The sequence below is a fragment of the Halomonas sp. 707B3 genome (genome assembly GCF_024158645.1).
GTDB lineage: Bacteria > Pseudomonadota > Gammaproteobacteria > Pseudomonadales > Halomonadaceae > Vreelandella > Vreelandella lionensis.
In genome coordinates this window covers 15,302-29,375 of the sequence record NZ_JAMZBE010000032.1, presented here as the reverse complement: position 1 = coordinate 29,375, position 14,074 = coordinate 15,302, and the positions used below count along the sequence as shown (strand labels likewise).

The 14,074-nt window shown below is 54.1% G+C and carries 14 protein-coding genes; 6 read left to right on the top strand and 8 right to left on the bottom strand.

From position 1 onward, the window contains the following. On the bottom strand, nucleotides 1-952 hold a 952-nt coding region (locus BIS10_RS06555), incomplete at its 3' end, for an AI-2E family transporter (protein ID WP_253503614.1). Between the two features lie 199 nt (nucleotides 953-1,151). Between BIS10_RS06555 and purM the strand changes: the two genes are divergently transcribed. Next, a complete protein-coding gene (purM, locus tag BIS10_RS06550; protein WP_253503610.1) occupies nucleotides 1,152-2,231 on the top strand; it encodes a phosphoribosylformylglycinamidine cyclo-ligase in 1,080 nt (359 codons plus the stop codon). Then, complete coding sequence (gene purN, locus BIS10_RS06545; protein ID WP_253503607.1) at nucleotides 2,228-2,971, top strand: phosphoribosylglycinamide formyltransferase; 744 nt, start codon at nucleotides 2,228-2,230, stop codon at nucleotides 2,969-2,971. Before purM ends, purN begins: the two co-directional genes overlap by 4 nt. A 76-nt stretch (nucleotides 2,972-3,047) precedes the next feature. Here purN and dcd read toward each other — a convergent pair whose 3' ends face one another. From dcd to cobA, 4 genes are all read right to left on the bottom strand, one after another. Then, on the bottom strand, nucleotides 3,048-3,614 hold the full coding sequence (gene dcd / locus BIS10_RS06540) for a dCTP deaminase (protein ID WP_044628317.1): 567 nt from the start codon (nucleotides 3,612-3,614) through the stop codon (nucleotides 3,048-3,050). Nucleotides 3,615-3,625: 11 nt separating this feature from the next. Continuing rightward, nucleotides 3,626-4,426 carry an iron-sulfur cluster carrier protein ApbC gene (gene apbC / locus BIS10_RS06535; RefSeq protein WP_052509914.1) on the bottom strand — a complete coding sequence of 267 codons (801 nt, stop codon included), beginning with the start codon at nucleotides 4,424-4,426 and terminating at the stop codon, nucleotides 3,626-3,628. A gap of 149 nt (nucleotides 4,427-4,575) precedes the next feature. Continuing rightward, nucleotides 4,576-5,754, bottom strand: coding sequence for a kinesin (locus BIS10_RS06530; RefSeq protein ID WP_253503604.1), 1,179 nt, complete (start codon nucleotides 5,752-5,754; stop codon nucleotides 4,576-4,578). Nucleotides 5,755-5,900: 146 nt separating this feature from the next. Continuing rightward, nucleotides 5,901-6,761 carry a uroporphyrinogen-III C-methyltransferase gene (gene cobA, locus BIS10_RS06525; protein ID WP_301281985.1) on the bottom strand — a complete coding sequence of 287 codons (861 nt, stop codon included), beginning with the start codon at nucleotides 6,759-6,761 and terminating at the stop codon, nucleotides 5,901-5,903. 242 nt (nucleotides 6,762-7,003) lie between these two features. Between cobA and BIS10_RS06520 the strand changes: the two genes are divergently transcribed. From BIS10_RS06520 to BIS10_RS06505, 4 genes are all read left to right on the top strand, one after another. Next, nucleotides 7,004-7,915 (top strand): GGDEF domain-containing protein, encoded by a 912-nt coding sequence (locus BIS10_RS06520; protein WP_253503601.1) that lies wholly within the window; start codon nucleotides 7,004-7,006, stop codon nucleotides 7,913-7,915. Nucleotides 7,916-7,944: 29 nt separating this feature from the next. After that, entirely contained in the window at nucleotides 7,945-8,283 is a 339-nt protein-coding gene (locus BIS10_RS06515; protein ID WP_083026445.1) for a 4a-hydroxytetrahydrobiopterin dehydratase, read from the top strand. Continuing rightward, nucleotides 8,284-9,474 carry an amino acid aminotransferase gene (locus tag BIS10_RS06510; protein ID WP_253503598.1) on the top strand — a complete coding sequence of 397 codons (1,191 nt, stop codon included), beginning with the start codon at nucleotides 8,284-8,286 and terminating at the stop codon, nucleotides 9,472-9,474. Between the two features lie 247 nt (nucleotides 9,475-9,721). After that, complete coding sequence (locus BIS10_RS06505; protein WP_083026442.1) at nucleotides 9,722-11,206, top strand: uracil permease; 1,485 nt, start codon at nucleotides 9,722-9,724, stop codon at nucleotides 11,204-11,206. A gap of 1 nt (nucleotide 11,207) precedes the next feature. Here BIS10_RS06505 and BIS10_RS06500 read toward each other — a convergent pair whose 3' ends face one another. The 3 genes from BIS10_RS06500 to BIS10_RS06490 form a co-directional block, all read right to left on the bottom strand. Then, nucleotides 11,208-12,542, bottom strand: coding sequence for an MATE family efflux transporter (locus BIS10_RS06500; RefSeq protein ID WP_392567155.1), 1,335 nt, complete (start codon nucleotides 12,540-12,542; stop codon nucleotides 11,208-11,210). A 103-nt stretch (nucleotides 12,543-12,645) separates the two neighbouring features. Further along, on the bottom strand, nucleotides 12,646-13,230 hold the full coding sequence (locus BIS10_RS06495; protein WP_083026438.1) for a YceI family protein: 585 nt from the start codon (nucleotides 13,228-13,230) through the stop codon (nucleotides 12,646-12,648). An 87-nt stretch (nucleotides 13,231-13,317) separates the two neighbouring features. After that, a complete protein-coding gene (locus BIS10_RS06490) occupies nucleotides 13,318-13,875 on the bottom strand; it encodes a cytochrome b (protein WP_083026435.1) in 558 nt (185 codons plus the stop codon). Nucleotides 13,876-14,074: the final 199 nt, after the last annotated feature.

Genomic DNA, 14,074 nt, shown 5'->3' with positions numbered 1-14,074 from the left:
CCCCAGTTAAACCAAAGAGATGCCCACCCGCCAGTACGGCAAAAATAACTGCTACCGGATGCAGGCCAATCTTATCGCCTAATAGCTTCGGCTGCAGCACCACGCTTTCAGCCACTTGCCCCAGACCAAACACGGCAATGACGCCTAGTAGCGCCCACCACGTATCAAACTGAAACAGTGCCACCACCAGAGCAATTACTAGCCCGACGATAAAACCTAAAAACGGCACGATGCTCACTAGCCCAGAGAGCACGCCAATCAGCAGGCCAAAGTTAAGCCCCAACAGGGTTAAACCCACTGCGTAGATAATACCCAAGCAAAGCATGACCAGCAGTTGACCGCGTAAAAACGAGGCTAATACCTCATCACAGCGACGTGCCAAGCGAAACGTATCGTCCACCCACTGGCGAGGTACTAGATTCGCCATATTGTTAAGCATGCGCTCCCAATCCAGCAGCAAATAAAACGTCACCACAGGAATCAGCGCTACATAGGTGACCCAAGAGACAAACGCCATACCCGAGCGGCCAATCTGGCCTAACGCCTGGGCAACGTAACTACCCGCATCACGCCAGTTTTCAACCAGCGTTTCACGTACATTGCTCAGCTCGGAGGCGAGGTCATAGCCCGTCCACTCTTGCACCTGTGGAGCCAATACGCCTTCAATCCAGTTAAGCACGCCCGGGAGCGCTTCGCCCAGTTGCTTAATCTGTTGCACCACCAGCGGAATAAGAATAAGTAAGCTCAGCGCCAGAACAATCATCAGGACTAAAAACACGCTGCTGACTGCCCAAGTACGCTTCATTCCCAGGCGTTGGAAATAATTGGTCAATGGGTCGGCCAAGTACGCCAATATCAACCCAGCAATAAAGGGCATCAGTACTGCATCGAGAAAGTAAACCGTGCCAACCAGCGCGACAAGTAGCGCAATTCCCCACCTTGAGTTTCTCATTCCACGCTCCTTCCTGGATATACGGTCAGCGGTAATGCTTGAATAGTAACAAAAGTTGCTCGCAGCGCACCTGATAACGCGTCACATCGATGCGACTTACGTCGCTGAGTGATACAATCGCACCCCGTTATTGCTCCGGCACTGGCTACTTGCCAGCACAATCGCATTGCAGCTTTGCATAGGCTTCACAGGACCTGTCATGACCGAGACCTCTCCCTCCCAGGCTACTCCCTCTCTCAGCTACAAAGACGCAGGCGTCGATATTGATGCCGGCAACGCCCTTGTTGATCGTATCAAGCACGTTGCCAAGCGCACATCACGCCCTGAAGTGATGGGTGGCCTTGGCGGTTTCGGCGCACTGTGCGAGCTGCCCGCGGGTTATAAACAGCCGGTACTCGTCTCAGGCACAGACGGGGTGGGCACTAAACTGCGTCTGGCAATGGATCTTGGCAAGCATGACACTATCGGCATCGACCTGGTAGCCATGTGTGTGAATGACTTGATCGTGGCGGGTGCCGAGCCGCTACTTTTCCTGGACTACTATGCCACGGGCAAACTGGATGTGGATATTGCTGCCGACGTAGTGACCGGTATTGGCGCTGGCTGCGAGCTAGCAGGCTGCGCACTGGTAGGTGGTGAAACCGCAGAAATGCCCGGCATGTACGAAGGCAGCGATTACGATCTGGCTGGCTTCTGCGTAGGCGTTGTCGAGAAGTCTGAGATTTTGGATGGCAGCAAAGTCGCTGAAGGCGATGTGCTGCTCGGTCTGGCCTCCTCTGGCCCCCACTCCAACGGCTACTCGCTGATTCGTAAAATTCTAGAAGTCAGCAATGCTTCCCTGGAAGAAACCGTTGACGGCAAGCCACTAGGCGATGCCTTGATGGCCCCTACGCGCATCTATGTAAAATCACTGCTCTCCATGATGCGCGGCACCGACATTCCCGTACATGCCCTTTCGCACATTACTGGCGGCGGCCTGCTGGAAAATATCCCCCGCGTTCTACCAGACACCCTGGCAGCACACATTGACCTCACCAGCTGGCAGCGCCCTGAAGTGTTTAACTGGCTGCAGGCCAAAGGCAACGTCAACGAAACCGAAATGCACCGCGTGCTGAACTGCGGTATTGGTATGGTCATCGTGGTGCCCGCAGAGCAGGCAGCGAACGCTAAGGCGCACCTTGAGGCCCAGGGCGAGACCGTTTATCAAATCGGTCAGATTATTCAGCGCCAGGACGAGGCGGTCGTACTCGACCACACCCAAGCGAGCCACAACGCATGAGCAGCACCGACTACAGCAGCGACACCCTAAACGGCATGACGCCTGATCCTGTGGGCGCACGCCGCGTGGTGGTACTGATCTCTGGCAGTGGCAGTAATCTACAGGCGCTCATTGATGCTCAGCGGCATGACCGCTTGGGCGGTGAGATCGTTGCAGTGATCTCCAACGAGCCCGATGCCTATGGCTTGAAACGTGCCCATGAAGCAGGCATCGAAGCGGTAGTACTTCCCCATCGTGAATACGATAGCCGCGATGCTTACGATGGCGCGCTGATCAAGGTGATAGAACGCCACGAGCCAGACGTTATCGTTCTAGCGGGCTTTATGCGCATTCTAACACCGCGTTTTGTACAGCGTTTCTTGGGGCGGATGCTTAATATTCACCCCTCACTGCTGCCGGCTTACCAGGGCTTGAACACCCATGCACGTGCATTAGCTGATGGCGCCTCGCACCACGGCTGCAGCGTACACTTTGTCACTGAAGAGCTCGATGGCGGCCCCGTTGTGCTGCAAGCGGAGCTGCAGGTTAGCTCAGATGACACGGTGGAGACGCTAAAGGAGAAAGTCCACGCGCGCGAGCACCTGATCTTCCCGATTGCGGTGCAGTGGTTCCTGGAAGGACGCCTGCAGTACAACGCAGAGGGTGCCACCATGGACGGCCACCCGCTTCCGCCGTACGGCATGCGCCTCTCCCATGCGGATGCCGCTGAAGAGCTGGATGAAGAGATCGACGACGCCTAATCTCTCAGAGCCTCCGTTAAAAAAAAGCCTTGCCGCAGTGATGCGGCAAGGCTTTTTTAGTAGCACAGAAGGCGTATTAGGTACGCGGCAACGTCACGCCACGTTGGCCCATGTACTTACCACCCCTATCTTTATAAGAGGTTTCACACACCTCATCCGACTCCAGGAAGAGCATCTGGGCGACGCCTTCATGGGCATAGATCTTCGCGGGCAGGTTGGTGGTGTTGGAGAATTCCAGCGTCACGTGCCCTTCCCACTCAGGCTCCAGCGGCGTCACGTTGACGATGATGCCACAGCGCGCGTAGGTGGATTTGCCCAGACAAATGGTCAGCACATTACGCGGGATGCGGAAATACTCCACCGTCCGCGCCAGCGCAAAAGAGTTTGGCGGAATGATGCAAACATCGCCCTTCACATCGACAAAGCTTTTGTCGTCGAAGGCTTTAGGGTCAACAATCGCCGAGTGAATGTTGGTAAATACCTTAAACTCATCGGCGCAGCGTACATCATAGCCATAGCTGGAAGTACCATAGGAGATCACCCGCTGATCGTTCACATAGCGCACCTGCTCTGCCTCGAAAGGCTCGATCATGGCATCGCTCTGCGCCATTCGGCGAATCCACTTGTCTGATTTAATGCTCATCGGTTACTTCATCACTCGCTAAAAGAAATCGTAGGGCCGCCGCTTTGGCTAGCGCTGACGGACTGCGCTACTTGGCTGGCAATCTCGGCAAAGGTACGGCTAACGGCACTGTCTGGCTCGGAAACCACGCTTGGGCGTCCAGAATCTGCCAGCTCGCGAATCGACAGGGTCAGCGGCAAACGTCCCAACACGGTAGTGTCGTACTCCTCCGCAATACGGTCGCCACCGCCAGTGCCAAAAATCGCGGCTTCATGGCCGCACTTCTCGCAGTGGTACAGGCTCATGTTCTCCACCACGCCCAGCACAGGCACGTTCACTTTGCGGAACATTTCGATGCCTTTACGGGCATCCAATAGCGCGATGTCTTGCGGTGTCGTGACGATCACAGCACCAGATACCGGCACTTTCTGCGCCAGCGTTAGCTGGATGTCACCCGTGCCCGGCGGCATATCGATCAGCAGAAAATCCAGGTTATCCCACTGAGTTTGGGTCAGCATTTGTTGAAACGCACCCACTACCATCGGGCCACGCCATACCATGGCATCCCGCGTGTTAACCATAAACGCCATCGACATGGCCTGAATACCGTGGGCTTCCAACGGCAGAAACTTATTATCTGCCGCCGCCTGAGGACGCACACCCTCTTCTACACCCAGCATTTGTGCCTGGCTGGGGCCATAAATATCTGCATCCAAAACGCCTACACGATAGCCCTGTGCAGACAGAGCCAGCGCTAAATTGACGGTCACGGTGGATTTACCAACGCCACCTTTGCCGGATGCCACTGCCACAATATGTTTTACACCATCCATCAATGGCACTCCCGTTGTTTGTTTATCGTGAACATGGCGTGAATGATACTCCTCAGCGGTCTATTTCTAAACCAACAAACAAAAGCGGATGTGGGAAACCCCACATCCGCTAAAGGAGTTATCAACTCCCGGAAGCCACGGCGCCGTGCTTAGTTGCTGCTTTGCTGGCTCTCTTCAGCCGCTTGGGCATCTTCGCTCTCTGCATTGCTGTCATCACCAGCGCTATCTTCTTGGTCCTGGCCTTCGTCCTGGCCTTCCTGATTTTGCTGATCTTGTTGGTTTTGCTGTTCACCCGTTAGGCTGGGCACCTCACCAGAGGCAGCATCTTCTACGTTTAAACGCTCATCCAGCGTAGAGAGTTCATCGCGCCACTCGCTCAACTGTGTTTCTAAACGTGCCAGCTGCTCTTCACGGCTCTCGATATCGCTCTCGACCTTAGCCACTTCATCGCGACCGATATCCAGTGCCACCATCAGGTCGTCCATTTCAGTGCGAACCTGCTCTAGGCTTTGCTGTTCTTCTTCGCGCAGCTGAGTTAAAGAGTCCACTTCTGATTGCAGCGAGTCACGCTCTTCCACCACGTTATCGCGCTCATCCTGCAGGGTTTGCAGCTCGCTCTCCTGGGCAGCAATTTCCTCTTCAAGCGTCGCTAAGCGCTCATTGGCATCCGTCACTTGGGTTTCAAGATCGCTTAGCTTGGTTTCAGCGGCGCCTAGCTCTTCAACAGCTTGCTGACGCTGCTCTTCAGCTTCCTGACGAGCAGACTCTGCCTGCTGACGAGCGTCCTCGGCACTTTGACGAGCTTCTTCAACCTGCTGAAGCGACGCCTCCGCCTCATCGCGCTCACTTACCACTTGCTCACGCTCTTCACGAAGCGACTGCAACTCGCTTTCGGTGCTGGCAAGCTGCTCTTCCAAAGCAGTGACTTCCTGCTGCAGCGTTTCACGCTGGCTTTCTAACTCTTCAAGACGAGACTGTACGCTGCTGACATCTCCCTGAGCAGACTCAAGGCTGGCAGTTGCCTCTGCTTGCTGCTGCTCTAAAGACGCCATTTCATCGCGCATGGCGGTCAAATCAGCTTCGGCCTGCTCTACTTCCGACAGGCGCTGGCTGAGCTCAGTATTCTCTTGCTCAACGCTGGCGAGCTGCCCTTCGAGCGCCTCTACACGCTCCTGGTGGGTGCCTGAATTGGATTGCGCCATAATGGCCCAGATCACCGCAATGGCTGCAATACCGGCAATACCTTTGACCCGGTTATCCTTAAACAGCGTTTTCATATCCGGCTTGTGGCCTGGCGTGTACTGATCTGAACGGTTTTCTTCTGACATGCTGCGTCCCTCTTTTTGCTTGGCTGCTGGCGTTAGCAGCGTTAGTGGCAAGTAGCACGATAAGTGAATGATCGTTTTTTAAAAGTGTTCTTTACTAGCATACACAGACAATTACATAACGCCACCCGGCTTGGCTCTCAAAACGCTCAACCATCTGTTAAACGTGCATGCTTACCCTCTGAAAAACCAACTGCTGTTCCGCTATCGGTCTCAAACCATGAAAGCGTCCGGTGCAGCGATACCACGCTACCAATTATTAACAGCGTGGGTGGCTTAATGTCACCTGCTAAAAAGCCATCCGGCAAATGCTGTAGTGTGCCTATGTGGGTTCGTTGCTGTTGTGTAGTGCCTTGCTCGATCAGTGCAAGAGGTGTTGCTGGGTTTAACCCATGAGCAATCAGCTCCTGACAGATCAACGTGAGATTGCTCAACCCCATATAAAACACCAGCGTTTGGCCAGGCTGAGCTAAGGTGGGCCAATCTAGGGTAAATTCGCCATGCTGAAGATGCCCGGTCACAAACCGCACCGACTGCGCATGGTCGCGATGCGTCAACGGAATGCCCGCATAAGCTGCACATCCGGAAGCGGCGGTAATGCCAGGCACTACCTCAACGGGCACATTAGCGGCGACCAGCGTCTCAAGCTCTTCACCACCGCGCCCAAAAATAAATGGATCACCGCCTTTCAGGCGTACCACCTGCTTTCCTTGCCTAGCCCACTCTACCAGCGATTGATTGATATCCTCCTGCGGGACGCTATGGGAGGAGCGCGCTTTGCCCACGTAGTAGCGCGCGGTCTCTGCGGGTAACAGTGCCAAAATTTCATCGCTAACCAAGCGGTCATACAACACGACTTCCGCACTCAAAAGTCGTTTGTAAGCCTTTAACGTTAATAAATCAGGGTCTCCTGGGCCAGCCCCTACCAAGCTAACGCGCCCCTGGGAACGCGGCGTCGCTTCAGATGCTGTTGCCGTAACGGCGCCCGTATGTAATTTCTGCGTAACCAAAGCGACCACCAAATAGAATTAAAATATTTTTTAATATTTCAAAAAAGAATAAAAAGCATAATCCGCCCCAACTTTTGTCATTTTTACGGCAAAACAACAAAAATGGAATAGATAAGCAATTTTTAATTACCAAAAAATATTAAAAAAAGATGAATTGTCAGCAAAAGCTTACATATTGTTTACGATTTTACCGCTAATCTTCACGGCTAAATTACAACAGGCATAAAATTGGAGATTCACGCATGCCCGTGAATGATGCACCTGTACCTCCTGTAGCCATTCCTCAAAGTGCTGATACCTTAGTTCCACATATCCCTGGGGTGCTTTTTCAATTCTATCGCTCCCATAGCGGCCATATGCACTTCCCTTACCTAGAGGGCGGCGGCATGGCGCTTGCTTATGTTGACAGACAGCAGCTAGCGACCAATGCAAGCCAACTAATCGAACAGTTGACAGGTAATGATCACCCTAAGGTGATGTCAGCCATTGAGCGCTCCGCGCGCTGGATGCTGCCGTTAAATACGCGTTTCAGGCTGCCCTTTCCTAAAGCAAAACCGCACTGGATCGCCGTTAGCGCTAACCCCGAGCCAATGGAGTCGGGGGTACGCTGGAACGGCATTATGCTGGATATTACTGACCAAGTGCTGGAAGAGCTTCGCTTGCGCAAACTAAGCGATACCGACCCGCTGACCGGCCTACCTAATCGGCGCAAACTGATGGGGCAATTAACCCACCTCACATCGCTGAGCACACGCCACGGTACGCCGCTTTCGATCATGATGATCGATATCGACCACTTCAAACGGCTCAACGACCGCTGGGGTCATCTACAAGGTGATAGCGTTCTGGCACAGCTAGCCGATGTGACGCAGTCACTGCTTCGCTGTGAAGATATGGTGGCAAGGCTAGGGGGTGAAGAGTTTATGGTAGTGCTGCCGCTTACCTCGCTGCAGCAATGCCATAAGCTTGCCGACCGTTTACGCCACACCATTGCAGACTACGATTTTGGCATTGGCCAGGGTAACATCACACTCAGCATTGGTGTGGCTGAATATCGTTGCGGAGAGCCACTGGTGAGCCTGATCGAACGGGCCGATCGAGCGTTATATAGTGCAAAGGATGTTGGTCGTGATTGTGTCTGCCTTCTACCCTGATAGATGAGTCAACCTTGGAGGCTAACACCATGACATCTCTTGCTCAGTCGCAGTGCGAACCCTGCAGTGGTAGCGCTATACCGCTCTCTTATGACGTATGCCAAGCGCATCTTAAGGCGCTTCCAGAGTGGCAGATTATCGAGCACGATGGCATCATGAAGCTGACGAGACAATTTACGTTTCGTAATTTTGCTGATGCGCTAGCGTTTAGCCAGCGTGTTGGTGATGTCGCAGAGCAGGCTGGCCATCACCCAGTATTGGTGACCGAATGGGGCAAAACCACGGTGACGTGGTGGTCCCATAAAATAAACGGCCTGCATCTTAATGACTTCATTCTTGCCGCCAGAACCGACGAGGTAGCCGAATAAATGTTTGAGCAAATTGAGCGAGTCCCTGGAGATGCCATTCTCGGGCTGATCGAAGCTTTCAAAAAAGATACCAACCCGCAGAAAGTGGACCTTGGTGTTGGTGTATACCGCGACGCCGCTGGCAACACGCCGGTCATGCGCGCCGTCAAGGAAGCAGAAGCTCGCCTGCTCAAGAATGAAACCACCAAAACCTACATTGGCTCCCACGGTGCACCCGCTTATGGCGATGTCGTTCTGCCGATGGTATTAGGCGCTGACTCTGCAGTGCTAAAAGCCAACCGCGCCAGCGCTACCCAGTCCCCTGGCGGCACCGGTGCCTTACGTCTGGCAGCCGACTTTATTGCCAGCCAACTGCCAGGTAAAGGCATTTGGGTCAGCGACCCCACTTGGCCGAACCACCACGGTATTTTCACCGCTGCAGGCATTGAACTGCATAAGTACCCCTATGTAGATGCCGACAACCGTTTAGATTTTGATGGTATGTTGGCCGCGCTGAAAAAGATCCCCGAAGGCGATGTAGTGGTATTGCATGCCTGCTGCCACAACCCGACCGGTTTTGATCTTTCTCAGCAGCAATGGCAAGAAGTGCTGGCGGTACTGAAAGAGCGCCAGTTGTTGCCACTCGTCGACTTCGCTTACCAAGGTTTCGGTGAAGGCCTTGATGAAGACGCCTATGGCGTTCGCCTGCTAGCTAAGAACCTGGATGAAGTGATCATCACCAGTTCCTGCTCCAAGAACTTTGGTATTTACTGTGAGCGCACGGGCTGCTTGATTCTGGTCGCTAAAGACGCCGAGCAGATGGAGAACGTTCGCTCCCAGGTGGCTATTGTGGCCCGTGAAAACTACTCTAACCCGCCAGCCCACGGCGGTGCGATTGTCAGCGAGATTTTGCATGATGCAGAGCTTTCTGCCATGTGGCGCGAAGAGCTGACCGAAATGCGTGACCGGATCAACACGCTGCGTCGTGACTTCGTCGAAGCCCTGAAGCCTTACGGCCTGGATGAGAAGTACGCTTGCGTTGCCGAGCAGCGCGGCATGTTCTCTTACACCGGCCTCACGCCGGAACAGGTAGATCGTCTGCGCGACGAGTTCGGCATCTATATGGTGCGCTCTGGCCGCGCGAACGTAGCAGGCTTCTCCCATGAAAATCTGCCCTACCTCGCCAAAGCCATTGCTGCGGTTAACGACTAACCAACAGCATACGCTATCCACGCCCAGGCCAAGCGCCTGGGCGTTTTTGTTGGTAACAACTGGCTATTTCGAAAAGCCATAAGATTATCAACCCCTTGGCAAATGTTGTGTACAATTGCGCGTTCGCCGCCAGAGCCTGGGGCGCCCGTGCGGCGCTCGTTGCAAAGCAACGCTTGACCGATTAGTCAAATCTTCGGCACACTCAGCGCTGCCTTGTATACAACACACGATAACCAAGAGGCCTAACATGGCGGCTGCCAACACTCACTACCCGTGGTACAAAAAAGAAGATACCGACGCCTTCTTCGCGCTCTTTCAAAACAATATTGCCAACTTCGTTATCATCGCGATTACGATGTTAGGCATGGGGTTCCCCACCTCAATTGTTTACGGCCAAGTGCTCCCCGGCGCCGCAGTTGCGGTGATGGTAGGCAATTTTTATTACGCTTGGAGTGCCGCAAGACTTGCTCGCAAAGAGAACCGTAGCGACGTCACCGCACTCTCTTACGGCATCTCTACCCCGGTGATGTTTGTTTTCCTCTTCGGCGTATTACTCCCTGCCAAACAGCTGACTGGAGACGCGGAACTGGCCTGGAAAGTAGCCGTGGCCGCCTGCTTTATCAGCGGTGCTATTGAAGCCGTGATTAGCGTGATTGGCCGCTGGGTGCAATATCACCTCCCCCGTGCCGCCATGTTGGGGGCAGTCGCGGGCGTAGCGCTGACGTTTATTGCCGGTGAAATGCTGTTCAAAACGCTGGAAATGCCCGTCATCGGCTTGTTGGTACTGGGTATTATTATTGTCGGTTTGGTTGCCCGGGTTAGCATGCCCTTCAAGCTGCCCACCTCACTGTTTGCCATTGTCGTTGGCACCGCCATGGCCTATCTGATTGGCGATGCGGGTAGCGAGCGATTCAGCGATGCCTTCACTCATTTGGGCTTTTACCCGCTGCTACCTAACCTCGCCTGGTTTGAAGGGCTAGGCCTGCTGTTTACCGGTATGCTGGCCGTGCTCACCGTCGTGCTACCGATTACTCTCTATAACGCCATCGAAACTATGAACAATGTCGAGGCAATGGAAGCCGCAGGGGACAAATACGACGTGCGTGAATGCCAAGCGGTAGACGGAGTAGGCACCATGATCGGCGCGCTATTTGGTGGCGTATTCCCAACGACGGTTTATATCGCTACGGTGGGCGCGAAATGGATGGGCGCGGGTCGCGGTTACAGCCTGCTCAACGGTGCCGTCTATGCACTGGCCACCATGTTTGGGCTGATTGCCGCCCTGGCCGCCATTATTCCGGTCTCCGTCGTTGCCCCCATTCTGGTATTTGTGGGCATGTCGATGATTGCCACGGCGTTCCAAGCTAACGATACCCGCTACTACCCCGCCATTGCCCTGGCAATGCTGCCCTACTTTGCCAACTATGTAATGACGCGCTTTAACCGGGGTGCAGGCGAAGTTGTGAGCGATATCTCCAGCGCAATTGTGGTGATGGGGCAAGGCGCTATGTTTATGGCCATTTTCTTGGGTGCCATGACAGTGTCTGTGATTGATCACCAATTCCGACGAGCAGCCGCGTTTGCTGTGATAGCCGCAGGCTTCTCGTTTGTCGGCTTAATGCATGCGCCCAAACTCGCTTTTAACGCCGCGCCGGAATTTGTGATGGGCTACTTAGCCATGGCCCTGCTGTTTACGTACTTCTCGTTCCAAGAAGCCCCCCATAAACGCTAAGCTAGCCTGACGCTCCCGCCTGCCGATGCGGGCGGGAGAGGATACGCTTCAGCAAGACCCACGCCGTTAGCCCGGCCAGTAGGTTGCCGATAGCTGCACCAGCAGCGAGGCCCGTCCAGCCAAATAGCTCTGCCCCTAGCCATAAACAGGGCAAGTAGCAGATAAACAGCCGCGCACTGGAAAGCAGCATTGCCCTAAGCGGCCACCCCAGCGCATTACCCGCCGATACGACCAGCATACAGACACCAAGTGCTGCGTAGCTTGGCAGCATAAAGCGAATCAGCAGAGCAAGTTCACTCTGCACCTCTGGATTGCCCGCCAAGGCCATGGCCACCCACGGCGACGCTAACGCCAGCAGCACGCCAAGGCTTAGCTGCCAAATCACGGCCACTTTTAATGCTAGGCGCATAAGCTGCTGAATTTGCCCCCAATCCCCCGCGCCATAACAGCGCCCCAGCCAAGGGGGTAGTGACATGGTCATGGCAAGAATCACCATCAGCGATAGCGTCTCAAGGCGACTCGCTAACCCCCACGCCGCTACTTGGGTGTCGCCTAAGCCCGCCACTGCGGCAATGGCAAGCATTGCCGCCAGCGGCGGCATTAACTGGCTGACCATCGCGGGAGCGGCAATGCCTGTAAAAGGCCGCCATGAGCGCACAGCTTCTTGCCCAATATCATCCATAGTCGCCCACTGACAGCGCCGCAATTTAGCCCCTGTTAGCAACAGCCCAACGGAAAACGCCACGGCAGTCGCCCACGCTGCCCCCGGAAGCCCCCAACCTTCCCAGCCACCTACACCAAAAATAAACAGCGGATCGAGCGCTAGGTTGATCAGGCTACTGAGCACCATCATCTTGCCGGGCATGCGTGTATCACCGTGAGCACGAAAAACGCTATACATAAAGTAAAGCAGCGCCCCTAACCAGGCAGAAAATAGCTGAGGCCCCCAGTAGGCACGAATATACGTCAGCGCCGTTTCGTCCGCCCCCAGCAGCTGAAAGAGCGGCACCTGAAGCAGCCATAACGCCACTGCCAGTACGGCAATCACCGCCCCACCAGCAATCAGCACCAGACTGGAGAGCCGCTTGGCCCTCGCCTGCTCTCCTGCTCCTAATGCTCTGGAAATCAGCGCGGCGATGGCAATGCCCATTCCCACCTGTATACCAATGATCAAAAACGACAGAGGAAAGGTAAACGACTGAGCCGCCAGCGGCGCAGTGCCTAAACGTGCGATAAACGCACTGTCCACAAGCTGAAAACCCAATAGCGCCAGTACGCCAATGGCCATCGGCCACGTTTGCCGCCATAGGGTTATCGCCAACTCGCGTTGTTGCATGACAGCTGCCAAAAACTGACTCCTTAGCGTCATAAATGTAGGAATACTAAACGCAAAAAACGCCACCACCCGTTAGGGTGGCGGCGTTTTTAAACCGTATCGCTTACTGGCGAATACCTTCAAACGTCACGTACAGCTCAACTTCGTGCATAACTTCCGGGAAATCGCTCATGTTAATACCGAAATCGCCGAGGGTAAGCATCGTGCTGCCTTCAAAACCTGCACGGTAATTGCCCCAGGGATCTTCACCTTCCCCCATCAGCGTTACCGGCATTTCGATCTCTTGAGTCTGACCATGCAGCGTTAGCTCACCGGTCACAACGCCTTCATTGTCGCCGGTAGATTCAAAACCGGTAGAAGTAAACGTCGCCGTGGGGAATTCGCTGGCATTCAGGAAGTCACCACTCAAGATGTGACGGTCACGCTCAGCATGATTACTGGTCAGACTATCAATTTGAACTTCCATTTCGACAGAAGAAGCGTCCAGATCGTCAGCATCGTAAGAGAACTGGCCGTCGAACTCTTCAAAGCTGCCCAGGATGTAGGAGAAGCCCAGGTGGTTAATTTTGAATTGAACGAAGGCGTGCTGGCCTTCCGTATCAATCTGGTAGTCCGCTGCCTGTGCTTGGCTCAAAGGAACCATCGCCGCTGCCGCTACGGCCACTGCCATTACGCTTTTCTTCATCATTATTTCCATCTCCTTTCTTTCCTTTATGGGCACTGTCGGCGTTGCCTCTACCTTACCCGACAGCGTTCAAAAATTGTCACCCAGCAATCAGAGGCTGGTTCGGCTATAGCGGGGGTTTACCATCCGACTCAGCGTTGTATGACGATACCGGTAGTGATGTACTAACGCTGCCAGGGCATGACCACCCGCCAACAGCATTAGCGCAATCGCGCTATACCAATGAACCTCCCCCGCAAGGCTTGCCTGATTCGGCAGATCGTGCAGCACCGCAGGAATCTCAAACCATCCAAACACGCTAATACCGCGGCCATTCGCTGTGGAAATCAAATAGCCACTGGTCAACACAAGCAGTAATAGTACATAAAGCGCTATATGGCCCAGGTGAGCAGCAGCTTGCTCTAAGCGGCTGCCTTCTCCCGCAGGCGTGGGCTGTGCAAAACGCCATATTAAGCGGCCTACGGTCGCCAGTAGTAACAAAATACCTATCGAGCGATGAGCCCAGGGGCCTTGGTTATACCAAGGATCGTAATAACCCAAACCGGTCATCCACCAGCCCAAAATAAACAACCCAATGATCGTCAGGGCACTGAGCCAGTGAAAAAGAATACTAATGACACCCCAACCGCTGCGTGTGTTCCGCAACATCCTTGATTCCCCGTATAAAACTGCCCGCAAGGGTCTGCCCGCTCGTTTCGTAATGAGCATACCGTTTCACCGGCAAAAACTCTGCTGAAAAAAGCAGAATACATCGTTCGTAAAAACCATTGGTTATGTCGCTAATGATTCTGATGCTTCTTCACAAATTCTCCACGACATGTCCCAAGCCTAGCATCTTAGACGAAAG

Coding starts and splice junctions, on each gene's coding strand:
- BIS10_RS06495 (WP_083026438.1), bottom strand. CDS start 13,230: ATGATGAAGAAAAGCGTAATGGCAGTGGCCGTAGCGGCAGCGGCGATG.
- BIS10_RS06510 (WP_253503598.1), top strand. CDS start 8,284: ATGTTTGAGCAAATTGAGCGAGTCCCTGGAGATGCCATTCTCGGGCTG.
- BIS10_RS06505 (WP_083026442.1), top strand. CDS start 9,722: ATGGCGGCTGCCAACACTCACTACCCGTGGTACAAAAAAGAAGATACC.
- purN (WP_253503607.1), top strand. CDS start 2,228: ATGAGCAGCACCGACTACAGCAGCGACACCCTAAACGGCATGACGCCT.
- BIS10_RS06530 (WP_253503604.1), bottom strand. CDS start 5,754: ATGTCAGAAGAAAACCGTTCAGATCAGTACACGCCAGGCCACAAGCCG.
- apbC (WP_052509914.1), bottom strand. CDS start 4,426: ATGGATGGTGTAAAACATATTGTGGCAGTGGCATCCGGCAAAGGTGGC.
- BIS10_RS06520 (WP_253503601.1), top strand. CDS start 7,004: ATGCCCGTGAATGATGCACCTGTACCTCCTGTAGCCATTCCTCAAAGT.
- dcd (WP_044628317.1), bottom strand. CDS start 3,614: ATGAGCATTAAATCAGACAAGTGGATTCGCCGAATGGCGCAGAGCGAT.
- BIS10_RS06490 (WP_083026435.1), bottom strand. CDS start 13,875: ATGTTGCGGAACACACGCAGCGGTTGGGGTGTCATTAGTATTCTTTTT.
- purM (WP_253503610.1), top strand. CDS start 1,152: ATGACCGAGACCTCTCCCTCCCAGGCTACTCCCTCTCTCAGCTACAAA.
- BIS10_RS06515 (WP_083026445.1), top strand. CDS start 7,945: ATGACATCTCTTGCTCAGTCGCAGTGCGAACCCTGCAGTGGTAGCGCT.
- BIS10_RS06500 (WP_392567155.1), bottom strand. CDS start 12,542: ATGCAACAACGCGAGTTGGCGATAACCCTATGGCGGCAAACGTGGCCG.